This window comes from Paenibacillus sp. EKM301P, assembly GCF_011800295.1.
Taxonomy (GTDB): domain Bacteria; phylum Bacillota; class Bacilli; order Paenibacillales; family Paenibacillaceae; genus Paenibacillus; species Paenibacillus polymyxa.
Map to the genome: position 1 here is coordinate 38,950 of NZ_JAALFM010000003.1, position 26,977 is coordinate 65,926.

16 protein-coding genes are annotated in these 26,977 nt (G+C 46.5%); 3 read left to right on the forward strand and 13 right to left on the reverse strand.

Annotation, left to right across the window (positions count from 1 at the left end; genetic code table 11):
- Positions 1-12 precede the first annotated feature (12 nt).
- From HFD99_RS08475 to HFD99_RS08490, 4 genes are all read right to left on the reverse strand, one after another.
- Positions 13-2,523 (reverse strand): U32 family peptidase, encoded by a 2,511-nt coding sequence (locus HFD99_RS08475; protein ID WP_039276351.1) that lies wholly within the window; start codon positions 2,521-2,523, stop codon positions 13-15.
- Between the two features lie 433 nt (positions 2,524-2,956).
- The gene (locus tag HFD99_RS08480; protein WP_025365954.1) at positions 2,957-3,397 is read right to left on the reverse strand and encodes a GNAT family N-acetyltransferase; all 441 of its coding nucleotides are present in this window, start codon (positions 3,395-3,397) and stop codon (positions 2,957-2,959) included.
- A gap of 196 nt (positions 3,398-3,593) precedes the next feature.
- Complete coding sequence (locus HFD99_RS08485) at positions 3,594-5,507, reverse strand: stalk domain-containing protein (RefSeq protein ID WP_123797704.1); 1,914 nt, start codon at positions 5,505-5,507, stop codon at positions 3,594-3,596.
- Positions 5,508-5,555: 48 nt separating this feature from the next.
- Complete coding sequence (locus HFD99_RS08490) at positions 5,556-6,788, reverse strand: S1C family serine protease (RefSeq protein WP_123797705.1); 1,233 nt, start codon at positions 6,786-6,788, stop codon at positions 5,556-5,558.
- Between the two features lie 355 nt (positions 6,789-7,143).
- On the opposite strand from HFD99_RS08490, the gene HFD99_RS08495 reads away from it, so the two are divergent.
- Positions 7,144-8,769: a nitrite/sulfite reductase gene (locus tag HFD99_RS08495; RefSeq protein WP_016822965.1), complete on the forward strand. Its 1,626-nt coding sequence runs from the start codon at positions 7,144-7,146 to the stop codon at positions 8,767-8,769.
- A gap of 118 nt (positions 8,770-8,887) precedes the next feature.
- Here the strand turns inward: HFD99_RS08495 and HFD99_RS08500 are convergent, their stop codons facing one another.
- The 3 genes from HFD99_RS08500 to uvrB form a co-directional block, all read right to left on the reverse strand.
- A complete protein-coding gene (locus HFD99_RS08500) occupies positions 8,888-10,099 on the reverse strand; it encodes a hypothetical protein (RefSeq protein WP_123797706.1) in 1,212 nt (403 codons plus the stop codon).
- Positions 10,100-10,509: 410 nt separating this feature from the next.
- Positions 10,510-13,371 carry an excinuclease ABC subunit UvrA gene (gene uvrA / locus HFD99_RS08505; protein ID WP_016822963.1) on the reverse strand — a complete coding sequence of 954 codons (2,862 nt, stop codon included), beginning with the start codon at positions 13,369-13,371 and terminating at the stop codon, positions 10,510-10,512.
- A gap of 169 nt (positions 13,372-13,540) precedes the next feature.
- Positions 13,541-15,532: an excinuclease ABC subunit UvrB gene (gene uvrB / locus HFD99_RS08510; protein ID WP_013373322.1), complete on the reverse strand. Its 1,992-nt coding sequence runs from the start codon at positions 15,530-15,532 to the stop codon at positions 13,541-13,543.
- 208 nt (positions 15,533-15,740) lie between these two features.
- Here uvrB and HFD99_RS08515 point away from each other — a divergent pair, with 208 nt between their 5' ends.
- A complete protein-coding gene (locus HFD99_RS08515; protein ID WP_016324776.1) occupies positions 15,741-16,568 on the forward strand; it encodes a flagellar motor protein in 828 nt (275 codons plus the stop codon).
- Entirely contained in the window at positions 16,552-17,367 is an 816-nt protein-coding gene (locus tag HFD99_RS08520) for a flagellar motor protein MotB (RefSeq protein ID WP_123797707.1), read from the forward strand. Before HFD99_RS08515 ends, HFD99_RS08520 begins: the two co-directional genes overlap by 17 nt.
- Positions 17,368-17,599: 232 nt before the next feature.
- Here the strand turns inward: HFD99_RS08520 and HFD99_RS08525 are convergent, their stop codons facing one another.
- From HFD99_RS08525 to HFD99_RS08550, 6 genes are all read right to left on the reverse strand, one after another.
- Positions 17,600-17,827: an aspartyl-phosphate phosphatase Spo0E family protein gene (locus tag HFD99_RS08525; RefSeq protein WP_016822961.1), complete on the reverse strand. Its 228-nt coding sequence runs from the start codon at positions 17,825-17,827 to the stop codon at positions 17,600-17,602.
- A gap of 241 nt (positions 17,828-18,068) precedes the next feature.
- Entirely contained in the window at positions 18,069-19,442 is a 1,374-nt protein-coding gene (locus HFD99_RS08530) for a DNA-binding protein (RefSeq protein WP_025365957.1), read from the reverse strand.
- Positions 19,443-19,733: 291 nt separating this feature from the next.
- Positions 19,734-23,792, reverse strand: a complete 4,059-nt coding sequence (locus tag HFD99_RS08535; RefSeq protein WP_167440862.1) for a glycosyl hydrolase — start codon at positions 23,790-23,792, stop codon at positions 19,734-19,736.
- 426 nt (positions 23,793-24,218) lie between these two features.
- Positions 24,219-24,602, reverse strand: a complete 384-nt coding sequence (locus HFD99_RS08540) for a hypothetical protein (RefSeq protein WP_016822956.1) — start codon at positions 24,600-24,602, stop codon at positions 24,219-24,221.
- Positions 24,603-24,875: 273 nt separating this feature from the next.
- Positions 24,876-25,433, reverse strand: coding sequence for a class I SAM-dependent methyltransferase (locus tag HFD99_RS08545; RefSeq protein WP_016822955.1), 558 nt, complete (start codon positions 25,431-25,433; stop codon positions 24,876-24,878).
- Between the two features lie 179 nt (positions 25,434-25,612).
- A complete protein-coding gene (locus HFD99_RS08550) occupies positions 25,613-26,929 on the reverse strand; it encodes a PDZ domain-containing protein (RefSeq protein ID WP_025365959.1) in 1,317 nt (438 codons plus the stop codon).
- Positions 26,930-26,977: the final 48 nt, after the last annotated feature.

Consider the following 26,977-nt stretch of genomic DNA (forward strand, 5'->3'; position numbering starts at 1 on the left):
ATAGCAGCCTTGTTACTTCACCAGTTGCCCACGTGTAACCCCTAGCTGATTCGTCGCTTTCAGCGTCTTCCATACTTGTGTTCCGCTAATTTCTCCGCGCAAGGCACGGTTATAGAGATCAATAACCTCATGAACTTGCTCTGGTGTCTCCTCCAAAAATTCCACTCGGTAACGGGACACGCCTAATTCCAGAAAGTTAGATAGGTATTCCGCGCCCGATTGCTCAATCGCGTTATACACCGTATTACGGCATCCTTCGTCCACGCGAACCGGATGAGACATCCCAATACGATCACGCAGGGATGCGCGATGATCCTCACATGGACGACCACAGTTGGTGTAGTCTGTGCCTTCACTCATAAAAGTACAATACACGCAGTGTTCGGTATGGAACATCGGCAAATGCTGCTGGATGACGATCTCCAGCTTGTCGGTACGTGTACGTCCCAGCATATCGACCATCTGTTGGATGTTCAAATCATATGACGGTGTCACCAGGTCGCAGCCGGAATCCAGGAACAGGTCAGCCGCTTTATGGTTGGCGATATTCAGCGAGAAGTCGCCGATCAATTGCGGATGATGCACATCCGGGTTCTCCAAGCGGTGACGCATGTAAAAATACAATGCTCCCGGATTGCGTACCAGCACAGCATCCGGTTGCAGGCGCAGGATATTGTTGTGATATCCGTTTTCTCCTGGCATGTGAATACGCGGAGTCACCAGCGCAATTCGGCGCCCAGCGCCGTGCACAGCCTCTACGGCTGCCGGGAATTGCTTGATGAACTCGAAGTCGGCGTAGATGAACTCCACGCCGGCCTCAAGCGCAGCCTCCACCTGAGGGAGGCTGCGGCACAGCGCGGTCAGCTCTGCCTGACCACGTGCCACAGACGATGCCGGAGCTGCTGCATCGCCATACACCTCTACCGCCCGCTTCGTGTATACGGGTGGTTTGGGGCGCTCGCCCGCGAGCAGTTCCACCGCCTGACGGCGGATGCTGTTCAGCTCGCGCATGGGCACGATGACGTCCCCATGCAGATGGACGTCCAACTCCTCCAGCTGGAACACGGTTCCGCCCAGTCGGCCGAACTGCTCTTCGAGCAGTTCGCGCGTCATCGGACGCTTCTGGGCGATTTCAAGTTCCAGCTCAGAGTCCACACGGACGGTTGTGCCCTTCTGCACATCGGTCCACCATGTCGACAGCGGCTGTCCTGGGGAGCCGCTGACCCGCACATGTACCGGGAAGACACGGTACGGCTTTTCGGTTTCGTACGACTGGCGCAGACGCTTGTCCAGCGCCGGGTCGTTGGTCTTCCAAATACGGTCGCCCACGTGCACACGGCGCAGATCCACATCGTTGCGTCCCGCTACGATGTCGACGATCCAGCCTTCTCCGGCTTCGCCTTCAATCTTCACGCCCTTGCGGCGGATATCATATACGCGTCCGCCTTCTTCTTTTTGCGTAGGATCTCCTGCATCGAATACAATACCATCGCCACGCTTGAGCGGGGCGTCGATACGGCATACTACACCATCACGTAGGATTTGCTCCACTCGGCCCAGATACACGCCCCGGCTTTTCGGGAACGTACCGTCCACCAGCTTTTTGTTATTCGTTCCTTCCAGAAACCCGTGTGTAAAGCCGCGTGAAAAGCTCTGCTGCAGCTCGCGGATATCTTCTTTGCTCGTCTTGGACGTATCGCCGTCAAAATACTTGTCAATGGCCTTGCGATATTTGCTAACCACATTCGCTACATATTCAGGCGTTTTCAGTCGCCCTTCGATTTTAAAGGAAACCACACCTGCATCAATCAGTTCTGGCATCAAATCAATGGCTGCCAAATCCTTGGGGGATAGCAGGTATGTCACATCGGCCATCGGCTTTTGCTCTCCATCCACCATCAGATCGTAAGGCAAACGGCATGCCTGTGCACATTCACCACGGTTTGCAGAGCGTCCGCCCCACATTTCTGAAGTCAGGCATTGGCCTGAATAAGATACGCACAACGCTCCATGCACGAATACTTCCATCGGAAGCCTTGCTTGATCGCCAATTTTTTGAATCTGTTTTAGATTATTTTCACGCCCCAGCACAACACGTTCCATGTTGTACGGCTTCGTGAATTCTACAGCCTCCGGCGAGGTAATCGTCATTTGAGTAGAACCATGGATCGGAAAATCCGGCGAAATGTCGCGAATCATTTTCACCAAGCCCATATCCTGAACAATTAGGGCATCGACACCGGCATCAATACAGGCATCAACCAGCTCTTTAGCGTCCTCCAGCTCATTTTCAAATACTAGTATATTGAATGTCAAAAAGCCCTTAACTCCGTAGCTATGCAAAAAGGCCATAATTTCGGGCAATTCATCCATGCGAAAATTATTCGCCCGTGCCCGTGCATTGAACTTTTCCACTCCAAAAAAGATCGCATCGGCTCCGTTCGCTACCGCCGCACGCATACAATCCCAGTCACCTGCTGGTGCCAGAAGCTCGACATCTTCTCTTCGTACTGCTGATTTCATTATTGCCCTCCCTATATGCTGAAAACGAATGGTCCCTCATTGGAGCATCGTTGTTTTCAGGGCAGCTATGCTGCTTACTTGGTAATCTCATTAATGTTCCATCCACTCATTCCAAAGCTGGTTATGTTCAGTCAGGGATATGGAAACCTACTAAGAATCTTATTTCTTAAGCCTATCTGTCTCTATCATCTTGTCCGATCATTCACACGCTGAACCATCGGTCCCTTGCCTGAAACGCATCCAACTCAAAAAATCCGCATCACAAACATCTGCGGCAGAAATTATTCTTATCTTGTAACTAATCTAGTGTACCAGACTGCGCCCCAAGCTTCTACACTTTCCAAGCGATTCCTTTAAAAATATAATACTGAAATACAAAAACACCTCCAATCCCGGTCAGCGGTGCATTGGAGGTGTGTCATCATACCATTAACTAGGCAAAGCTATACTTCGCAAGCATTTCTCCCCAGGGTGATATTCCTTCCTCCCTGAAACCAGATTTTCTGTATAGCTTTCTAGCAAGTTCATTGTCTGGTTTATATCCAATCATGATCATATCAGTCCGATTACTGGCTTTCCTTATTTCGTCAATAACCAGCAACATTGCATGGTAACCATGGCCTTGGCCTTGAAATCTTTCGTCAATCATAAATCGGTAAATCCAGTAATTCCCGTCATCGGGATCTAAACCAAACATCGTAAAACCAATCAATACGTCATTATTATAAATCGCTCTAGATAAAAATCCATCTAAAAACTGACACTCAGCAATTGAGTAAAGGTTAGATACCATAAACCTTTGTTGCTCAGGGCTCGGTTGAAGTTCACCACATTCTTCCCAATTACTTTTGTCGACTGCCTTTAGCGTAATTATTTTCGGATTCCCCCATACATTTAGTCCGACATCTTCGCACTTCCCTGCTTACTTCACTCTTTAAAAGATTAGGGATATTTGGCGATGGCCAGCGAAGCGGGCCATTTGAATCCGAAGAAGCGCCAGCGATCGTAGGATCAAATGGCACGCGTAGCCTCTTCCCACTACAACTCACTGATCTTTTACCCACACCTTCTTACTTCACAAAATTAAACGAATTCAGCGTCGAATCCAGTGCGTTGGACTGTACACCCGTGTTGTTTGCATCGTTTAATGTCGTTGTTACGGTATATGTTTTACCGTTATGCTCCAGAACGATTTGGCGACCTGTATAGCCGATACCTTCGTCCACACGGTGGAATGTAAAGGACACTGCCGGCACACCGGCAAACGTTACATCCTTAACTTCCTCTACTTTGAGGTTTTTATAGTTCTTGGCTTGCTTATCATAGAAGTCCTTAAGCTGGGACACCGTTAATTCAAAGGATTGGTCGTTGTCGATTTTAATGGAAAAACGTCCTCCGGTAAATTGATACTCTATATCTCCCAATTCAAATTGATCACTAACCGCAGTCCAATACCGTGGGATATTTACTGTATATTCATATGCTTTAGACGTCTTTTTGATCGTTTTCGTTTTGTCCGCCAGGTAGTCATCCTCTTCCAATTGTCCAAAGTTATTCGCTACTGTTTGAAAATCGATTTGAAGCGAAGAAATGAGCGCGTTGAACTGGTCATTTCCCTTGCTTACCTTTTCAGGCACTGCGTATTCAGCCAGGTAGCGATATCCATTTTGCTGAATTAGCACATTGTACTCCTTGACCCATTCATCCCCAAAATTATAGCGGTACTCCTGCACTAATCCCTGAACGCCTGCAACCTCCAGCGGATAAGTCTTTTGTGCCTCATAAGCAGTAGACACAAATGAATCGCTCAGCCATTTTTGCAGCTGCTGGCCCCAGTTCTCCAATTTTCCATCTGCTGGAGCAGAGGTGACTTTCATGCGGAAGCTTGATCCGTCATTGCTTTCATACTGCATTCGTTGGTCGTCCATTTTCCAGCCTGCAGGTATTTTGAGTGACACACCGTAATCTGGATTCCCGGCCTCACGTGTGCCTCCTACTACAGTGGACAAGTCTTTAATACTTTTATCCTGTGCATTAAAAGAGGTTTTAAATGAGTTCAACAGTCCAGCATACTGGGCCAGATCTTTATAGTTCGTTGCTTTAGCATCGGAAAAATAAACGACATACAGTCGTCCGTTGTCATAGTACTGACGATTTTCCCACAGTACGCCGTCCCCATCCTTCGTAATAACACGAGCATAAGGCACTTTCGCTTTCGGGAAGGATTTTCGGTCCACTACAGTTTCTCCCGTTTCCTTGGCTGCCTGCACCAATTGTTGCAACAAATCGTCTGCATTCAGTGGAACCGGCTGTAATGCTGTGTGTACTTCCATGTAGTATGCACTGTTCTCGTCCATAAATGTGGAAATACTCTCATCTCCACCCCCCTGACCGATAACGAGTCCTGTTGGATAGTTCATGGACCAATCGTAGTAACTATTCCCGATCTGCGTCTTGCCCTCATCATTATCAATGTTCGGTGATTCTTCTGCTACCGTGCCCGCCTCTTCTTGGGCTTCCATCCGAATGATGATTCCTGCGCCATTCTTCTCCATCTTACCGCCCAGTCCTTCTGCTACTTGACGCAAAGGCACCATGAGGATTCCTGACGACATTTCCGGTGGAGCCGGAAGTGTCACCTTGTGTCCTCTCACCCAGGCTGTACGACTACCAATTGTCAGCGATACAACGTGAGTGCCGCTGGTGATCTTAACCACATTATCTTCAGCTAGGCGAATTTTGCTGTTAAATGCCTTTTTAAACACACCAGCCGGAACCATCAGTGCTCCACTTTTGGAATAGGGTTTCGTAATATTCGCATTTTGGCCGTTCACGATGGCTGTATTGCTGCCGCTTTGCAGACGCAATTCCAATATGTTTTTATCTTGATCTGCTGCAACTGCTGGTAAAGCGGTAAGCAGAAGGGACAATGCGACAGCGCCGACCCCCAGCTTACGCATCATTTTTCTTTGCATATGCTTCACAGTAAATCTCCCTTTAGCTTTATTTTATAGATTGATGAGCCGTTATCTTCACTTTCCAGTAGCTGGCTCTGATGCTCCCTTCGAAGGCGCTACGCCGTCATCTACAGCAGCTCCTGATTCATTCGAGTCTTCAAGATCTTCTCCAGACTGAATGGAATCATAAATTTCACCAGTATCCTGTGTCAGTACCAGCTTGCGCTTCACAATATCACCGTCCGATTGCATAAGTACACTCACCGTTTGGCCCGGTTGATAGTTTTTAAGCAGCTCATTGACATCAATGGCGGAAGCTACACGCTTGCCGTTAATACTGTACAGCTCATCGCCTTCCTTAATTTTGACCTGTACGGCACTGGCTGAGGTGACTTTTGTGACTTTCAAAGGGTCCTCAGTAGGTAATCCAACGATAGCTGACCAGCTCTCTTCAAGCCCTAGGCCAAGAGTAGCACGCCGAACCTCACCATATTTGAAAAATTGATTGATGACATATTTCACTGTATCCGCCGGAATCGAAAAGCCCATATTTTCAATTCCGACCGCTGAGAACTTCATTGTATTGATCCCGATAACCTCGCCCTTGAGATTGACCAGCGGACCACCGCTGTTACCAGGGTTGATCGCGGTATCACTTTGAATGAGACGATACGCAGCGTTGACACCACGGTTCAGCCCGCTAACAACACCTGAGGTTGCCGAGTTACGAAGTGAAAAGGAGATCGGCGTACCGATAGCTACTACCTGCTCGCCTACCTGTAAACTATTCGTAGAAGCTGCAAAGGTAGCAGGTTTAAGACCGCTTGCCTTAATTTTAATCAACGCCAAGTCACTGATCGGATCGCTGTAGCTGTCGATGATTCCGTAAGATTTTCCGTCCGAGGTTACAACTACGGCATCACCTAATCCTTCGATAACATGCGCATTCGTAACAATCCATCCATCTGCCCGAATGATGACACCCGTGCCGTGAGCCAGGTTGTATCGGTCTCCCCCTGCTACGGTCTCTCCTGTCGCAGAACGGCCAATGATGCCGACTACCGAAGGAGATACATTTTTAACGACCTGCGGCACACGATCGGCCGATAACGTATATGTACCATTTGCGCTGTTATACGCGCCGCTGGTTCCTAATGCTTTATTCATATCACTTACGTTAACATAGACCCCGCCATTAATGACCTTGGCCTTTAACGCAGTTCCACTGCTGGCTGCACCTGCTGTTCCAGAAACACATAGAGCGCTGCCCAAAGCCAGCACAGCCACCCTTTTCCCCATCTTACGCATATACTCACCATTTCCTCTCTAACATGACCCTGTTCTATCAGTTAGTCCAAATCTACCATAGAGGGGACACGCATACAATCGCTTTAAGCCCTATCTTTTTCTAAAAAAGCGCCGTTTGCCACATCCCTATCCTCTCATACTATTTATATTATAAATTTTCCAAATCCTTATATCAAAAAAATAAGCAAAAACAATAAAAAATCGTTATACCCTTTGGATCATTCCTTCGTTTACGGGCATAACCAACTATGATACCATCACATTATATCTTAGTTATATTGTCGGAAATAAAAAATCGTGAGTTCTATATCTAAAATCTCAAGTATAAATAAGACACATGAAGGAGGTTAAAAAGATGGCCTATGAACCCATCTGGAATGCTCATCCCGATAAGCTTAACAAGTTTGAGTTAGTCAAGCTGGAAAAGGATGGTCTCGACGTTATACGTACCATCATCGAAAGCTATGCACACAAAGGGTATGACTCGATCTCTGCGGACGATATGGACCGATTCAAATGGGCTGGGGTTTACCAGCAAAAACCCAAGGATGGTCATTTCATGATGCGCGTCCGCATCAATACAGGGATCATGACTTCAGCCCAGGCACGTGCCTTAGCGGACATCTCCGCACTGTACGGGCGCGATCTTGTGGATGTCACCACCCGTCAGGCGATTCAATTTCACTGGCTGACCGTTGAAAGCTTGCCGGATATTTTCGAACGTCTGGAAAAGGTTGGTCTGTATTCCTTTGAAGCCTGTGGGGACTGCCCGCGTACCATTGTCGGCAATCCTCTGGCTGGCATTGATCCTAATGAGCTGGTGGATACTCAGGAGATTGTAGATGAAGTAAACCGCTTTTTCTTATTGAATCGCGACTTTTCCAATCTTCCGCGCAAATACAAAATGTCCATCTCCAGTAATACGTACAATAATGCACAGGCTGAAATTAACGACCTGTCCTTCACACCGGCAACCAAGATCCTTAACGGAAAAGAAGTGGTTGGCTTCCATGTGATGGTTGGCGGAGGACTATCCGCCAAGCCGCATTTGGCACATCCGCTGGATTTGTTTGTCCGTCCTGAGGAAGTACTGAAGGTTGCTATTGCTGTCACCACCATCTTCCGTGATTACGGCTATCGGGAAAAACGGCACCATGCCCGTCTGAAATTCCTTGTTGCCGATTGGGGCCCAGACAAATTCCTGGCCAAGCTGACTGAGTACACTGGCGAAATGCCGGGACGAGGTGAAGATAAAACCATTGGCTGGCAAGCCGCCTATTTTGACGGTATACATCCCCAAGCCCAAGAAGGTCTGAACTATGTCGGTCTGAACGTACCTGTTGGTCGCCTCAGTGCTGACGAGTTGCATGAACTGGCCGACCTGGCTGACCGCTACGGTGATGGGCAGATTCGTACCACGATGTCGCAAAATATTTTGCTGAGCGGTGTGCCGGATGATCAAGTAGATGAGCTACTAAAAGCTCCCGTGCTGCAACGCCTGACACCACAGCCCAAGCATTTTATGAGCCGTACAGTATCTTGCACAGGAAATGAGTTTTGCAATCTGGCGATTGTGGAAACGAAAAAGCGAGCGATTGACGTTGCCGAGTATTTGGATCAGCACGTACAATTGGATGAAAAGGTGCGCATCCATTTTATTGGTTGCCCGAATTCCTGCGGTCAAAAGCATATTGCCGACATTGGACTGCAAGGCTCGCTCCTTAAGACACCTGAAGGCATGGTTGACGCGTTCGACATCGCTGTCGGCGGGGCACTTGGAGCAGATGCCCAGTTCAACAAGGCACTCAAAGGCCGCGTGCGTGGGGATCAGGTTGGTCCTGTATTGGCAGAGCTTATTCTGTTTTACAAAGAAAATAGGATTGCTGGCGAAAGCTTTTATGCGTATGTACAGCGTGTAGGCATTCCGTCTTTCCAAGAGAAGTTGTCTGCCATTTTACAGTCCAGCCACGTTGCATCCTAGACATAAAGCCCATTAACAGCCTGCTTGTATCTTATATACAAGCAGGCTGTTTCTTATGCCACACCACAGTGCCATACCTACTTGCTACTTCTTCGATTTCATAAAAAAAGACACCGGATTACTCCGGTATCAATATTTTCGCAAAATCGAGTACTATTGGCTTTTGGACGCCTGTTGTAGATGTCACCACCGCGTAGCCTGAAGGAATCTTATATATCAATCCCGTATCATATCGGATGCCGAAGGAGTTATCTTCCTTATAATGAGTCTTCGTTTCCCACACCTTCGTGCCGTTTCCTTTTAAGCCTGTGATAGTAATGCCATGCATCTTCGTGGTTTTACCCAGTGGATCATATTGATCACTGAACTGGACGTACAACTGCTCCTCAGGCAGATACACCCGGTCAGCGGCATAGTCCTCTGTATTACTAAACAATTGCAGACCATTACTTAACACCTGGGTACGCTTGCTGTTTCCTTTAAGCCCTGTTACAGCAATATGACCGCTGGACAACTCACGTACCGCGGCAATTTCCTTACCTGATCCTAAGTCTAGATGGACATCACGGATATTACGACCATACACATCGGCTTGTACCCCCACGGGACCATCTGAGCTGTTCAAAAGCGCATAATATCCATTGTGACTGCCAACCAGCCAACCTGAGGTCACCCCGGCCGTTGTTCGATTCCATTGTATGTCGCCATCTTCTGTGTATTTGAGTACAGTGAAGGACTGCTCCGCAAGGTTCAGTGAGGAGACTAGAAAACTGCCATCCTCAAGTGGCTCCAGTCCTACCTGAGAACCCTGCCCTTGAGATATCAAGCCATCAGTCGGTAATGTTTTGGACCACAAGGGGTTTCCATCCGCGTCCAATCGTGAAGCCTGCAAATCCCGCATTCCGTTCGGTTGGGTATAATCAATCAGAAACAACAACCCACCATCTGACGTCTCCCGCTGGACTCCCCTGCTACTTGTTCCCGGTTGTACGTTCAGGACCTGCTGGTGTTTCCATACAGTCTCTAGAGAACTGTCCAGCTTGCCGTACGTGACGTGTACCACACTTGCTTCTGTAATGTCCTCGACGTTCAGCATTACAAACCCACCCTTTGCTGCGGGCTGAATATAATTGTGAGCGTTTTCCGAATCTTTAATAGTTCCAATCGCTGCACTGGTTTCGATCTCGGCTTGTATGGGCGCATACGCCTCGGACACCTCGGAGGCATAGGACGGTGCAGCACTATAACCCAATAACCATGCCGCTATAGTGACTCCTGCTGCCCATGAGTATACACGTGTACGTAGAACTCTACTTTGCTTAATCTTCAAACGTTCCAGCTCCCTTCATGACTTCCTCAGAGATGTGGTATAAATCTTAGATGTGATATAACTATAGACGGTTTCGCTTCAACTAGTAATGGTTGTCACGGGGCACGGAACTTCGTATGATGCTAGATAATCATAAGTTATATATTAACCTCTTCAAGCCCGAGCCTAAACATCCAAAACTCCAAAAATTTAGAGATTACTCAGAGACTTTCTGTCGATGAATATACATATAGATTTATTATTCCAGCGCTTGGTAAACTATGTGTCACATGCTTTAACGCAGGAATTTGATAAAAGTTTTCTTTTTTTACAAAAAAAATAAACCCTGCCAACGGGAAAGCATAAATACGCTAATTCGTATTCTGCCTTCCTGCCTGTGCAGGGTTTCTAAAACATACACTAAACAGTATCTATAGATCGACGGTCTGAAGCGCTTGGCTGCGCTGTGTATCTCGTTCAAGGATCGGCTTTAAGTATCGGCCTGTATAGGATTCTTCAACTTTTACGAGTTGTTCTGGTGTCCCGGTAGCCAAGATCGTTCCACCGCCGCTTCCGCCTTCAGGCCCCAGATCAATCAGGAAATCGGCTGTTTTAATTACATCTAGATTATGCTCAATAACCAGCACCGTTTCTCCCGAATCAACCAAACGATGCAGCACCGTCAACAATCGGTCAATATCGTGAACATGTAGACCCGTTGTCGGCTCATCCAAAATATAAATGGTTTTACCTGTGCTGCGACGATACAGTTCGGAAGCCAGCTTCACACGCTGTGCCTCACCACCGGACAAAGTAGTCGCTGGTTGACCCAACTTGATATACCCCAAACCTACATCCATCAGCGTCTGAATCTTGCGATGAATCTTCGGGATATTTTCAAAAAATGCTGTTGCATCTTCTACCGTCATCTCCAGCACATCAGCAATACTCTTCCCTTTATACTTAACCTCAAGGGTCTCCCGATTATAGCGTTTGCCTTTGCACACTTCGCAGGGTACGTACACATCGGGCAGAAAGTGCATCTCAATCTTGATGATGCCGTCGCCTCTGCAAGATTCACATCGGCCTCCCTTAACGTTAAAGCTAAACCGGCCTTTCTTGTAGCCTCGAACCTTAGCCTCGTTCGTCTGCGAGAATAAATCACGGATATCATCGAACACACCGGTATAAGTCGCAGGATTGGAACGCGGTGTACGGCCGATTGGCGATTGATCGATCTCAACCACCTTTTCGATATGCTCTAGCCCGCGAATTTCTTTATGTTGACCTGGACGTACTCTCGCACGGTTCAGATCACGCGCCAGCGTTTTGTACAAAATTTCGTTGACCAGCGTCGATTTCCCAGACCCGGATACACCAGTGACAGCCGTGAAAACACCCAATGGAATTTTGACATTCACATTTTTGAGATTGTTCTCCTTGGCTCCGCGAATCTCCAGCCACTTATCTGCAGGCTTGCGCCGCTCGGTATTGACCGGAATAAACTTACGCCCGCTCAAATATTGACCGGTCAGGGAATTCGGATCTTCCATAACTTCCTGTGGGGTTCCCTGTGACATGATCATCCCGCCATGGATTCCGGCTCCTGGCCCAATATCAATGATATAGTCGGCCGCCATCATCGTATCTTCGTCATGCTCCACCACGATCAACGTATTGCCTAGATTCCGCATATGTTCCAATGCACTAATCAGGCGGTCATTATCTCGCTGATGCAACCCGATACTTGGCTCGTCCAAAATATAAAGCACACCCATCAGACTGGAACCGATCTGTGTCGCCAATCGGATACGCTGTGCCTCCCCGCCGGACAACGTACCTGCTGCACGGCTTAAAGTCAGGTATTCCAGACCAACGTTAACGAGGAATCCCAGTCGGCTGTTAATTTCCTTTAAAATGAGGTTGGCGATCGACTGCTCTTTCTCACTCAGCTTCAGTGTATGGAAAAATTGAGAAGCCTCCCCGACAGACAAAGCTGTCACATAAGCGATATTACGCTCTTGAATCGTTACTGACAGGCTTTCTTTTTTCAGTCGGTGCCCCTTACAGGTGTTACATGGCTTTGCACTCATAAAGCCTTCAATAAATTCACGTATTCCCTCAGAAGCCGTATCACGGTAGCGACGCTCCAGGTTCGGGATAATGCCCTCAAAGGTCACATAGGCTTCCTTACGTTGACCAAAATCATTTTCATAGCGGAAACGGATCTTCTGGTCACCTGTTCCGTGCAAAATAAGATTCATTTGTTCTGACGTCAATTGGCTTACAGGAACGTCCTGCGGAATACCGTAGTGTTCGCATACGGACTGTAAAAATTGAGGATAATAAGTGGAAGTTCCTCCACTCCAGGCCTGGAACGCCCCATCTTCTACACTTTTTTCTGGATCGGGTATGAGCAGATCAGGGTCAACCACCATTTTAACTCCTAGCCCATCACAATCTGGACAAGCACCAAACGGACTATTAAAGGAGAACATCCGGGGAGACAGCTCATCTATGCTAAAACCGCAAATCGGGCACGCAAAGTTGGAGCTAAATCGCAACTCCTCTTGCCCTATAATATCTACAAGCAACTGTCCGCCTGAAAGATTCAGTGCCGTCTCGATAGAGTCGGACAGACGCGCACGTACATCTTCCTTGACTACGATCCGGTCTACGACCACTTCAATCGAGTGCTTCTTGTTCTTCTCCAATTCAATCTTCTCGGACAATTCACGCAGTTCGCCATTCACACGTACCCGTACAAAGCCCTGCTTGGCTATATCAGTGAACAGTGTCTTATGCTCACCTTTGCGGCCGGATACCAATGGAGCCAGGATTTGCAGCCGTGTCTTTTCAGGATACTGCAAAATGCGGTCTACCATCTGTTCGACGGTCTGTGAAGTGATTTCAATGCCATGTTCAGGACAATGAGGATGACCTACTCGGGCAAATAACAACCGCAAGTAATCATAGATTTCTGTAACTGTTCCGACCGTAGAACGAGGATTCCGACTTGTCGTTTTTTGGTCAATGGAAATGGCAGGTGACAGGCCGTCAATCGAATCGACGTCCGGTTTCTCCATTTGCCCGAGGAATTGACGGGCATACGCAGATAATGATTCCACATACCGCCGCTGTCCTTCTGCATAGATCGTATCGAAAGCCAGTGATGATTTACCTGAGCCGCTAAGCCCTGTCAGGACGACGAACTTGTCCCGCGGAATCGTCACGTCAATATTTTTGAGATTATGCGCGCGTGCGCCTTTGATGATGATGCTTTCATTCGCCAAATGTTTCATCTCCTTAGCCGTAATTCACGTTATCCTGTATCGCATTGGATGATCCGATGGAAGTGATATATCGCAAAGAGAACGACCACATCGGCCGTCCTCACTATTTCTTAAAAGCAATCAAACATTCTATTATCAATATGTTGTGCTTCTAGCTTATTCCCAATGTTTAATCAGCCCGCAATTCCAGCAAAGCATCACGCAACTCGGCGGCCCGTTCGAACTGTAGATTCTTGGCCGCATCCTTCATTTCTGCTTCTAGGCGCTGAATGAGGGATTGACGCTCCTTCTTGGAAAGTTTACCCGTCTCATTAGGAAGGTAATCATTCTTGGACTCCGCCGTCTTGGTTGCTTCAATGACATCACGTATCTTTTTACGGATGGTTTGCGGGGTAATCCCATGCTCTTCATTGTATTGAATTTGAATCGCACGGCGACGTTCCGTTTCCTTAATCGCTTTATCCATAGAATCGGTAATCTTATCGCCATACATAATAACACGTCCGTCACTATTCCGCGCTGCCCGTCCGATCGTCTGAATCAGAGAGCGCTCAGAACGCAGGAAGCCTTCTTTGTCCGCATCCAAAATCGCAACCAGCGATACTTCCGGCAAATCGAGACCTTCCCGCAACAAGTTGATCCCGATCAGCACATCGAAGGTTCCCAGACGAAGATCCCGCAAAATGGCCATCCGTTCCAAAGTCTTAATCTCGGAGTGCATATACCGAACCTTGATGCCCACTTCTTTTAAGTAGTCTGTCAAATCTTCAGCCATTTTCTTCGTGAGTGTGGTGACCAGTACCCGTTCTTCACGTTCTATGCGCTGCCGTATTTCATTAATGAGATCGTCAATCTGACCTTTGCTTGGACGCACCTCAATTATAGGATCAAGGAGACCGGTAGGACGGATAATCTGCTGCACCATCGTATCGCATTTTTCCATCTCATACGGGCCTGGAGTAGCCGATACATAGATAATTTGATTCACTTTGTCCTCGAACTCTTCGAACTTCAGCGGCCGGTTATCCAAGGCAGATGGCAAACGAAAACCATGTTCAACGAGAACATTTTTACGCGCCTGGTCCCCGTTATACATCGCACGAATCTGCGGCAATGTAACATGAGATTCGTCGATGACGATCAGCATATCATCTGGAAAATAATCCAACAGTGTATATGGTGTTGCTCCACGCTCGCGGAATGTCAGTGGACCCGAGTAGTTTTCGACACCGGAACAAAAGCCAACCTCTCTCATCATCTCGATATCATAGCGGGTACGTTGCTCCAAACGTTGCGCCTCTAACAGCTTCCCTTGCTCCTTCAGCTCTGCTAAGCGCTCTTCCAGTTCACGTTCGATGTTGACCAGTGCTACCCTCATCGTATCCTCATGAGTAACGAAGTGAGATGCCGGGAAAATGGCGATATGCTCACGTTCACCGATCAATTCACCTGTAAGCACATTAATTTCGGTAATCCGTTCAATTTCATCTCCGAACAGTTCTACGCGTATCGCGTTTTCTCCATGGGAAGCCGGGAATATTTCAACAACATCCCCTCGTACACGGAAAGTACCCCGCACGAAGTTGATATCGTTCCGCTGATATTGAATATCGACCAAGCGGGACAAAATCTGATTGCGGGGTTTCTCCATGCCGACTCTAAGCGAGAGCAGCAAGCTTGAATATTCTTTCGGGGAACCCAAACCATAAATGCAAGAGACACTCGCTACAATAATAACGTCACGACGCTCAAACAGAGAGCTTGTGGCTGAGTGGCGAAGTTTATCAATCTCCTCATTGATGCTGGAATCCTTCTCAATATACGTATCGGAAGAAGGGATGTACGCTTCCGGTTGGTAGTAATCATAGTAGCTGACAAAATAATCGACTGAGTTGTTTGGAAAGAATTCTTTAAACTCACTTGCCAGTTGAGCAGCCAAAGTCTTGTTATGCGCAATAACCAGCGTAGGCCGATTCAGCTTGGCAATAGTCTGAGCAATGGTATACGTCTTACCTGTTCCCGTAGCACCCAATAGAGTTTGATGCTTCTTTCCTTCTGCAATTCCCTCTACCAATTCAAAAATGGCCTGGGGCTGATCGCCTTGAGGTTGGAATTCCGACTGAATTTCAAAAGTCTTATCGCTAACAACGATATCACTCATTGCCCTGCATCACCCTTATCGTCTAAAATGGAAACATCATGTTTTTACACCAATCGAGCTTTAACATCTTTGCCTGTAATTCTATGTCGATATTTCCCGAGCAATGATACTTGGGAAATATGGTTGAATAAGAATGTTTGTTCCCGTATTATACCTCTTTCTTACCGTGGATGCAAACGATAAGTCTTGAATAGGAGTGAATTAAATTTTGGATATCACCATCGTATTGGGCATCATCGCCGGAATCATAGCATTAATCGGTGGCTTCTTATGGGAAGGCGGCGAATTCACAGGGCTGCTTCAAGGCACATCCGCTCTGATTGTATTTGGCGGAACTTTCGCCGCAGTTGTAATCAGTTACCCTGCCTCCAAGCTGAAGACGATACCCACCGCTCTGCGGATGGCTTTTAGTCGTGAGGACAATCCTACGGAGCAATATATAGAAGATTTGGTTTCCATGGCCGCCACCTCCCGCCGATCCGGTGTGCTTGCGTTAGAACGTATATCATCGGAGCATCCGAATGCATTTTTGCGGGAAGGTCTTCAACTCGTTATTGACGGCACTGAACAGGAACAGATCAAACAAATTTTAGAACTAGAGCTAGATGCTATTGGGCACAAACATGAGGGGTACGCCAAAATATTTGAATCGGCAGGCGGCTATGCCCCTACGATGGGGATTATCGGTACGGTCATGGGTCTGATCCATGTACTAGGCAGCTTAACCGAACCTACTGCGCTCGGTCCGTCGATTGCTGTGGCTTTTATCGCAACTTTATACGGCGTTGCTAGCGCCAATCTGATCTTTCTGCCGATCGCGTCCAAAATAAGAGCAGCCAGTGAAAGTGAAATTATCACAATGGATTTGCTGCTGCAAGGTATTCTGGCTATTCAAAACGGAGAGAACCCTAAGCTTGTACGCAAGAAGTTGGAGTTCTTTATCCGCTCAGAGCAAAATATAGATCGCAAACCGCCTCGTCGCTCACGTACAGAGAGCGCTACTCCAAAGGAGGACTTCCATGAGAGCGCGCGCTAAGCGCCGTGGGCGTCAAGGTGGCGGCGGAGACCAACGGGATCGGTGGATGATTACTTATGCCGATCTGATCACCCTGCTGCTCATTTTTTTCGTCGTGATGTATGCTATGAGCAGTCTGGATGCTAAGAAATACGATGTCGTTGTTCAATCCCTTCAGGATACGTTCCACAAGGGAGATTCTATTTTGGAGCAAGGCTCGGGCATTACGGGTACTGCCGATCGTTACACCAGCAAGAACCCACCCGCGACCAAGCAACCGGCCTCTGATAAAAAAGAAGCGAGATCAACCAAGCTCACCGAGCGTGAACAAGCTTTTCGCAAGCAGGAAAAAGAACTGCAAAACCTAATGGGAGTCATCCAGGAATATATTACAGACAACAAGCTGCAAAACCAGATTTTCGTATCCGATCAACCGCGTGGCATTGTCATTACGCTGAATGACCGCTTTCTATTCGACCAAGGCAGAGCGGCACTCAAACAGGGCTCTGCAAACACGCTATCCAAATTAGCCAGTCTGTTCCGAGATTTAAAAACACCGATTAGCATTGAGGGGCATACGGACAACATTCCATTCACCCGCTCCTCCAACTCATCGACCTATAAGGACAACTGGGAGCTTTCCGGCGCTCGTGCACTGTCTGTACTTCGGTTCTTTATCGACCGAGAGCAGTTATCCCCATCAGGATTCCAGTATGCGGGTTACGCGGATACCCGTCCGGTCGGTGACAATAGCACCGAAGCAGGGCGACAAAAAAACCGCCGTGTCGAAATCACTGTGCTGCGTCAGCTCCAGCAGTAAAACCCAAAAACCTCCCGAGTCACGCCATAACGTGAATGGGGAGGTTTTTTTGAGATGTATCCTCATGTTACATGGCTTCCGCTCTGATGTAGACGCAGAACAATAAACTGTACGAACAACGTGGATAAGGGCGGCGTACGAGATGTAATAGAGATTATTTTGTTTATGCTATATCTCACTATGTATAGAAGCCAAGGTGAAGTTAGGTTTTATCTTGTTATGATGCTTGATGTTAATAAGATAGGACGAGCTCGTGTTGCTTCTCTTGGATCTGTGAACTTTGGGGTACGCTCTGTTGTCTACGATAGCTATATTTCCAATCACTGTACTTATTAAGGAGCCGATCCAACTCCATAGACTTGGTCAACACCCGTCGATCCTTCAATCCCACCTCTTTCGCCAAATCATTTAATTCTTTTCGCTTTTCTTCGATGCACTCCTCCAATTGTTGCCATTTCACATCAATAAACCTCCTGTTCGGTGTGGTATTTACATTAGTTTACAAGCTGATACCTTCCCCACAGGTTAAAAATATAATAAAACCCATTTCATCCCTTTAACGGAATACATCAAAAAACCAGCCTTACCAAGACTGGTTTTTTGATAACTATTAAGCTCCAGTTCCATGCCCAAAAACAGTAATAGTATGGGACAGTTCCAAGAAACCAAAAAGCCCTATAATTAGCATGTATTTAAGGTTTTTAAATTGCATTGACTAAAACCTCCTCCATGATTCGTTCATATTCTAATTTTTGATCTTTTATGGCCTTATTTCTAAATCTTTCAAATAAGGCTGTACAGACCATGCACTTTTCTTTGTTATTGATTTCAAGATATTTTCTTAAGCTTTTTAAAACATAATAAACACCTTTCTCATGAAAATGGTTATTAAACATATATATAGCCAGTTGGTAACACAAATCCGCATAAGTATTGTAACTAAATGACTGCTTATAATAACTGGTACCAACAGATACTTCATTATTAAAGGAATTCAGTTCGTTAGAAAACTGCTGTAAAATATGTTCTATCATAAAACCATGCTTGTTAGCCGACTCTACTATTGTTAATAACCCCAATAATATTTCGGGTGGGTTATTTTTAAGAAATTGAATATACGTTGGCAAACTACTTGTATCACCCATAAGAATATTCAAGTTAAGTTGATTAGCATTGGCCCAAAGAGTAAACCTTTGCACCTCCTGCTGACCAATTTCCCCTAAATCTGCAAACCAACTCAAATCGGCATAGCCAGGAATATACTTCATGGCCTCTTCGTATCTTCCTTGCTTTTCCAGAGCATTTCCCTTCGTCAAGTAACCTTGACCATAGTATACGACTAAATGTCTCTCAGTTTTCAACGTGGAATTCTTTTTATTAGTTTTTCTGCTTTTACAAACAATAGTTGCAAGATCCCTTAATTCATCTGCATAACGCTCTGCTTCTTTCCATTGATGCAAATTGTAATAAAGATTTGACAGTTTAAGCAGACCATCTAAATGATAATCTAAAGGTACCCGATTTCTAAAGGGCACAAATCTTAGCGCAGCTTCTACATCTATTTTCATAGTTTCACTAACAGAGATTGAAAAAATTCTATAATGACTAATTGCCAACCTCTCAGAATGTTGATACTTTTCATTTTCGATGACACACTCATAGAAAGGAACAGCTTCTCTGAGTTTTCCTTCTTCATAAAGTTCCTCTGCCAAAGCAAAGATTGTGGGGATGTGATTGAGATCTTCCATTAAACGCGAAAGTACTTTCTCCACGCATCGCAGGTTTCCTATCTCAACACAACGAATCAGGAACGGTTTAACCCTTTTCCAATGTGGTCTTCCATCATAAAAACATTCATCCACATACAGGTCATACAACCAGCCCTCTGGATAATTAAGCGCTTTAGTGATCAAGTCCATTTGTCGTACGGAGATAGGCTTAGGCGGATTCCCATTAAGCATAGCACTAAATATGCCTCGGTTAAGCCCTGTAGCTTGTCCAAAACTATTAAAAGTATAGCCACCAAGTTTTAATTCTTTCTCAATTTCCGAACGGATCGTGGTTGCATTTTCCAATAAAAACACCCCCGGCGTATTCAGATGATTTTAAAAAATCACCCTCCTCGACAATCAATTACAATATACTAGAAATTATATGAATAAATTGGATGGTGGTCAACTCCTTTTTTTACACGATTTTAATATATTATGGAATTTAATGTGTATAAAAATCCTCACACAGAATACACATCAATTTTTTCAGGCAATTTAACTCGATAAACGAACTAGTGGTTTTTTGTACAAAAAATGAGCAGAGGATACAATTCCCCTGCTCATTTCAGCAATGTTTTAGATCGAACATTTATCTTAATTAGCTGTCGGCTCGGTTCCCCAAACAAGTACGCCGTTATGATACAAGGTAACTTTAGGATGATCGGCAAATGAGGTTTGCGTGCCTTTATACGAATAATCGTCACTTTCGTTATAGTTCGACCAGTCTGTCTTATGAATACGGGTTTGGATATCGCCCGTGCTTCCTCCAGGTGCTAACACGCCTGCATCCGAATTGAAACTGACTTCCAAATAATAATCGGCACCGGTTGCAGCCTTCTCCATTTTAACCAGTTTACCGTTCAGCTTTGAGCAGCTCAGCGTCGCATAGTCGCAGTTGAAAGTCTGCTCACGGTCACCGTCGATTGTGTAGTAGTAGCGAATTTTCAACTCGTTGATCGGTATGGAGGTTGTGCCTTTGTTTACAATTTGGAATTGCGGATTGAGGTGATTATCGTTCACCTTAGTATCTGCTGTGCGATATTGGAGCAGCAGTCCTGTCGTCGGCTGCTGAGTATCCGCTTTCGGCATTGCGCTAGCCGTGTTCGACAGCGTCTGTCCTGCATCGTTCTTCGCTACCACCTGATAGTAGTACGTCGTGTCTGCCGTTACGGCTGTGTCGGTGTAGCTGCTTCCGTACACATCGCTCGCTACGGTGGCGAACGCGCCGTTTTCAGTCGTCGAACGCTTCACTTCATAGCTTTTCGCACTCGCCGATGCTGTCCAGCTTAGCGATACTTTCGCCGTTTCACCCGCAGCGTTCAGCGTGAAGCTGCCCGGTACGGACGGCTGCTCAGTAATGCCATACGTTTTTAAGTTCGTTGGGAGCTCATCCAGCGTAATGACGTTCGGATGATTATACACTTTTTTCAGATGCTCAAGGCTGTTTTGTTTGCCGTCTCTCAGAAAATCTCCATACCATGTAGCGAACCAGCTCCAATGAGCTTGATACGCCTTCATCAGATCAGGGTCTGGAATAGGTCCATTTTCGCTCATGGCAACTAGCTTTTTGTCCTTGCCCAATGTAACAAGGTCTTCGTATTTTGCAATTTGCGGGCTGTAATCACCTGCTTGCGGATAAGAGTCAAAGCTCAAAATATCCACATACTCGTCTCCCGGATACCAATCCGGAGCAACAGAATTCCATACCCAAATCAGATTGTTCAATTTGTGCACATTCGTCAAACGGTCGTGCATTAAAATATACAGCTTTTTAACAGGCTCAGGACCTTTGGCGCCCCACCAGAACCATTTGCCCTCCGCCTCGTGCAAAGGACGGAATAGGACAGGAACCTTCGCATCCTGCAACTTCTTCAATTGCCCTGCAATCACATCGATGTCGCGAATAAGTAATTTATAATCTTCGGACTCTGGATGATTCATCGCATATTCTATATCGAATGTGGTCGAATCGGCATAGAAGCCTCTCCACCATTCTTTTCCCTGCGTATCGATTAGACCTTTCGGTGCGTTCCAGTGCCATGCAAAGGTAACGATGCCCCCTTGCTTATCCCATGCAATCGCCTTTTCTGCCTCTGTGGAACTAAGACCGTGTTCCGCTCTGCTTGGCGAATAGTCGATCAGGTCAAGCGCTGCAATCGCCGGCTTTTTACCTACATTGGCATGAAGCCAATCAATTTCGTTTATTTCCTCTTGACCAGAGAGCATATTCTTCCTGTATTGATCAACCAGATAGTTCATCAATGCTTTTGCTTCTACCATCGCATTCGGATTGGTAAGCGTTTTGGTTACCGCATGAGGTGGGCGGTCAGCGGCAGGCTCCAGTCTGACGTAGTCGATATCGTACCAGCCCCAGCCTGTTTCAAAACCGATCGTATTCGCGCCTGCATTCAACAGCACCTTGCCTCCGGAAGTTTCTTTAAAATCAGCCGTTTTCTTAAGCACCAGTTCGCCAAACGCTTTGCCGTTTAATGAGAAATTGGTGCGTTTGTCATCATGAGGAGAACGGTAGCCGATTGTAAGATTGTACAAGCCTGCCGTGGGAGCCTGAATCGTCATCGTCAGAGAATCCCCTGGATTGTGGAAATTCGTTACATAACCAGTACCGGAGTAGCCGGTCCCGCTGGATTCCACAATGGTTCCTTTCAGCGTGCCTTCTTCGGCTTCATAGCGAGCGGGACCGTTTACAGTCGTCTTCGGAACCGCTTTCATAATATTGGATTCGCTCGATCCCTTATTGGTTTTGGCGGTTACTTTGTAATAGTATGAAGTACCGTTTGTTACGTTAGTATCCGTATAAGACGTTTCGGTCAAGTTGGATGCTACAGCAGTGAAAGGGCCGTTTTCATCTGTTGCCCGCTGTACGCTGTAACCTACAATTCCGCCGGAAGCGTCCCAGGACAAATGGACTTTCCCATCACCAGCCTCAGCTTTCAGCTTAAAGCTTTCAGGACCTTCCACTGGAGACGTGTCATTGCCAGTAGTCAGCACAATGTGATATGCCGTCAAAGGCGGTACGGTATAAGTAAAACGGTTGCCTGAAATTTGCGTGATTGGCGCTGCTTCTTTAATTTGCGAGCTGTTTTTATCGAACCCCCATACTTTACCGGAACTGTAAGTCTTCGCGCCGGAAAGATCAAATTGGGCGTCGAATGCGCTGTCCATGCTTTTATTCATGACAACGAGGTGCAGTTCTTTGTCGGATGCATTCGTTACGGAAGCATGGACCGAGCTATTGACAATATCTGATGTTTGCGCACTAACACTGGTATCACCGAAAGTAGAGTTTTTTCCGTCATAATTGCGATAAAGCTTGTAAGCGGCACTAACGTAGTTGTTGACACCATCCTTTAGCTTCCAGTAGTTTGCCATATAAACATCATTTTTGCCCAAGATACCCAGCACATCGGTCATCGCAATCCCGCCGGAAATATCATTTTCGCCGCCATAGCTATACTCGGTCATTGCCAGCTTGGTTCCCGGATAATATTTATCCACCGACTGCTTCAATCGAGGTAGTATGGGCAAAAACTCGCTGTTCCATTGAGCGATCCAACTATCTTCCTTATAGGTCGGGTCCCACAAGGTGCGAGGTGCCTGCATTCTGGCTTTCTTCGTTTCGTCATTGCCTACCTCATTCGTAATTCGTATGCCTCCGCCCATCGCTTCGGGATACCAGTGTACGTCGAATACATCCAGCAATCTCTTGCCTTCGGCTTGCGAGCTAAGGCGCATTTGATCCAGGTAATAGTCTACGAACCAGCTATAATTGCCTTTTACAGAGTCCCAATCAGGTGCAGTTTGAAGATCTTTATAGGCGCCAAATCCGTAAAGAACCGGCCCAAAAATTTCTGCACCTGCGTCAATCGCTTTCACAGCTTTGGATAAACTGACTGACCGGTCTACCAACTCTTTCGCTCCGACTTTTTCACCATGAATGCGTGGGTGCGTATGCGACCAGAGAGCGGGTTCATTGTCGAGGGCATATCCTTTCACACCCGCCTTTGTTGAAGCAGTGCCGTACTTGTTCACTAAAAAATGGACGAACTCATCCACATAGACCCGATTGTCATTCAGATCAGGCTGTAGTTGGAACGGTGCATTTTTGGCGTTTACGACCTGATTCCAACGAGCGGAAGGGGCCTTTTCGCTTTCCTGCACACTTCCGTTTCCATCCTTAGCCACATAACCGGCCATCGGCAACGTAACTAAAGAATAAGTGCCAAGCTTCAGCGATTGGTCATGAAACGAAGTCGTCACCGCTCCTGGCTTTTCACATTCGGCTTGTGTCAGGCCACCATTACTGCATAAATAGTTATCGCTAGATTGCTGCCAGTCACTTCCTGCATTGGACATATTGTTTTCCCAGTTGTATCCGGTCATTCGGTTGCCACCAAGTCGTCTGGCAGCCATATTTTCATCGCCTGCCAAATCCTGATTTGTACCGTATATATAAGGGCTAATAGGCTTACGATCCTTGGATGTATCTACTTTAATAGTAATAGTCTTTGCCGTTTGACCGTGAACCACAGCTGGAGCAGGTAAAGCCCCCCCTACTATCATCGTGCAGGCCATGACGACAGGCAGCCATTTGGAACGTTTGAACAGAATACTACTACTATTTTTCGCTCTCATACCACTTTCCTCCTTTACATTTGAAAAGAGCAGCCCCATACAAGTACCGCTCCGGCAGGTTTTAAGGCTCCTAAATCCAAACGGGTTTACCGCTCCGGAACAACATCGCCTTACTCTAATCCATAGATTCATTTTTTATAGATTCGTGCTTAAATTCCACCCATCGAAGCTCCAAGTATCTGGTTGATTACACTCTCCTCTCCGTCCGAAATTCAGAATTGCTCGGATCTTCAAATGTTGTAATACAGCTTTGCTATACGTTTTACCGATCAAATCTTCATATCGAACCATTTATGGGACGTAATGTCCATATTCTTAGATTATTCCAAATGCTCATATAGCAGAACATTGACTAGAGTTAACTTATTAAATAACTTTATAGCCTGAATATAAAAAAAAGCCCCTTAGCAAGGGGCTTTTTTATCTCTACCGTACTTTGTCCTTTTGAATAAGCTCATAGTAGATCCGTGCTGGCTCAGCATCTCCAGTAGATAAAATGTATTCTGCTAAAGGTGCACACAGCTTTTGGAGATAGAAGGAATACAGCAGTTCGGCTGTGTCAAAATGAATGTTCAACACTCGTTTCATCAGCTCTTCAAATTTGTTATAATCCAGTTCTTCCGGGCTAATATCAAAGGGGTATTCTGGAAAGGCTTTTTTTTGAATCTCAACAAATTGATCCTTAAGTTTGGGTTGATTGCCTGATCGTGCAGCCGAAAAATTCATCATAAAAAAGGATACAAAATCTGTCTCACGGTCGCTTAACCCATAATACTCACACCAGCGCATGAACATCAGCGGTTTTACCATATATAAATCTCCTTTAACAAAAGTTCAGATTTATTATGAATCCTACAAAAGTCTAACAGGTTCCAACTTATGTAATATATAGGTTAAGCCCCATTTTAAAATATGATTCCTTAAATGAATTTTGCCATTTAACATATCCCTTATCTTATATTTCCATAAAAGTGGACAACAAAAAAGACCGTTTCAACATCTTAATGATGCTGACCCAATCTTCTCATAATCATCCGTGTATGGATATTCGTATTTATTCTAATCTCCTACATAGCTGAAGGGTCACAGGCTGCAAGTAAACACATAGGCTGGCGGCACATTATAATTTACCTTTTTAATCTGGATATCTGCAAAGAAAGTACGGAAGAAATTGTGCTTAACTTTGCTATACTGGAACGTAATAAACTTGCCTTCTTGGCCTAACACCTCGGCCGTTTGTCCCAAAATGAGGCTGGATAACGCGGCGGGTAAGCTGGTGAAAGGAAGCCCCGATACGATATAATCCACCTTCGAGACTTGGTACTGTTCCATATACCGCGCTACATGCTCGGCCGATCCATGAATGATGTGTACCCTCTCCAAGTGACCATATTTGCTTTGTAATTTTTTATAAAACGATTCATTAGCTTCAATCACTAACAGTAGTGTATCTGGACGTTTGTTCAAAATCAGCTCCTGCGTAAACACACCGGTCCCTGCCCCATATTCAATAATGCACGAGGCTTTGTCAAAGTAAATCGGTGTCGCAATTTGTTTGGCCAGCTGTCTTGAACTGGGTATTACAGCGCCTACGCTGCGTGGGTGCCTGATGTACTCTCGAATAAAGTGAATCGCGTTCATCTTTTCCTCTCCCTGCTTGACACACATGATAGGCATTCGGTTCATCAATGTTTCCCATTACATTATTCATTGTATACCGATGAGAATATTCATTTCAAGCAGGCTGCTGTCGCCATATACAAAAGAGGGTAGCCTTATTCGATTCTAATCAAATAATGACTACCCTCTTGTTGTAATATCTATTGGTCCATGGTGTCCAAATGCGTACCCTCTGCCTTGGATGCCTGTCCTGCTTTGCGTCGTCGTGCACCTATGTGCATGGCCACAATTCGGTAGATGGAGGCCGGCTGTATGGATACGGCCCAGCCTGCGTCTGCATCAGGTGCAAGCACGACCCCTAACTGATGATGATCGCCATCGTACATGCCTCGCTGTACAAACTTGCTCTCCCCTTGCAGATTGCGTACCTCCAGCTTACAAAAAGCAGAGTTGATCCGCAAGGCCTGATGCAGCTCGGCACGGCTGTTCACAACCATGCCATTCACACGGTATATGGCCTCACCCGGCAGTATGCCCATAGCTGTCGCCGGACTATCTGGCAGCACAGCAAGAACACGCAACCCTTGCTCGGGATGTACAAACATCGGGCTAAGACGGCTTTCCTCTATATTGCCGTACCAAATCAGCGCTTCATGGGCCAAGAAGGAGAATAACGCTGCCAGCAAGATTAGCGGACCCCACCAGGCCGCCAACAGGCTTAGCAGTAGCAAAGCCACACTGTACAGGAGCAATCGGTTCGAAGTAAGTACTGCCTTCTGTCGGGGTAGCTGGCCGAGCGTCACACTGCTAAAGCCCATCAGGACTGGCAGAGCTGCTAGCATATACCCTGTTCCAGCATCGCCGCCGAACAAAGGTGTCCAGGGGAGCATGAATCCTCCCTGAGCGGGTACCAGTAACAGTAATGGAATGGGCCAGAGATCTTCCATACGATAGCCACCAACCAATCTCCCCCGTTTGCCCTCGACGAACAGCGGAGTAGCTGCCTTTCCTCCTTGCCAGCGAACCAACAGCGCTTCAGCCACATGCAGCACAGCAACCAACACTAAGAGTGCTGGAATATCCAATCCACGGATAGCTACTACCGATGTCCCGAGCACTCCCCCAGGCTGCCAGCCACTGGCTATGTTCAGAAAAAATTGAACTACACCTAGCAGACCAACCGAATAAGCAAGACACAGGTAACGGACACGTACCAGCATGAGCAGTAATGTGGCTACCCACAGGCACACGATGGAAGTCGGGTTCAGATGCACGCTGACGAACATTCCTAGAGCGGATAGTGCCATCCCGGCAAGCAAGCCACTCCATACGACACGCCAGGTCTCTGCAGCCCAGCTATGCATTCTAGTATGAAATAGCTTGCGCTCCAGTAGCATTTGCCGACGATAGCCAAGCGCGACAATGAGTATCGAGATATAATAAAACGGCTGCAAAAGCAGGTACAAGCAAGCATTCAAGACGCTCCATCCCCATTGTAATGCCCATTCCAAGTCCATTCACACTCCTTATGCCCCTGGTCCGCTGTATAGCGGAGCACGTACATT

Coding starts and splice junctions, on each gene's coding strand:
- HFD99_RS08475 (WP_039276351.1), bottom strand. CDS start 2,523: ATGAAATCAGCAGTACGAAGAGAAGATGTCGAGCTTCTGGCACCAGCA.
- HFD99_RS08495 (WP_016822965.1), top strand. CDS start 7,144: ATGGCCTATGAACCCATCTGGAATGCTCATCCCGATAAGCTTAACAAG.
- uvrB (WP_013373322.1), bottom strand. CDS start 15,532: ATGAGTGATATCGTTGTTAGCGATAAGACTTTTGAAATTCAGTCGGAA.
- HFD99_RS08520 (WP_123797707.1), top strand. CDS start 16,552: ATGAGAGCGCGCGCTAAGCGCCGTGGGCGTCAAGGTGGCGGCGGAGAC.
- HFD99_RS08490 (WP_123797705.1), bottom strand. CDS start 6,788: ATGCGTAAGATGGGGAAAAGGGTGGCTGTGCTGGCTTTGGGCAGCGCT.
- HFD99_RS08535 (WP_167440862.1), bottom strand. CDS start 23,792: ATGAGAGCGAAAAATAGTAGTAGTATTCTGTTCAAACGTTCCAAATGG.
- HFD99_RS08550 (WP_025365959.1), bottom strand. CDS start 26,929: ATGGACTTGGAATGGGCATTACAATGGGGATGGAGCGTCTTGAATGCT.
- HFD99_RS08540 (WP_016822956.1), bottom strand. CDS start 24,602: ATGGTAAAACCGCTGATGTTCATGCGCTGGTGTGAGTATTATGGGTTA.
- HFD99_RS08545 (WP_016822955.1), bottom strand. CDS start 25,433: ATGAACGCGATTCACTTTATTCGAGAGTACATCAGGCACCCACGCAGC.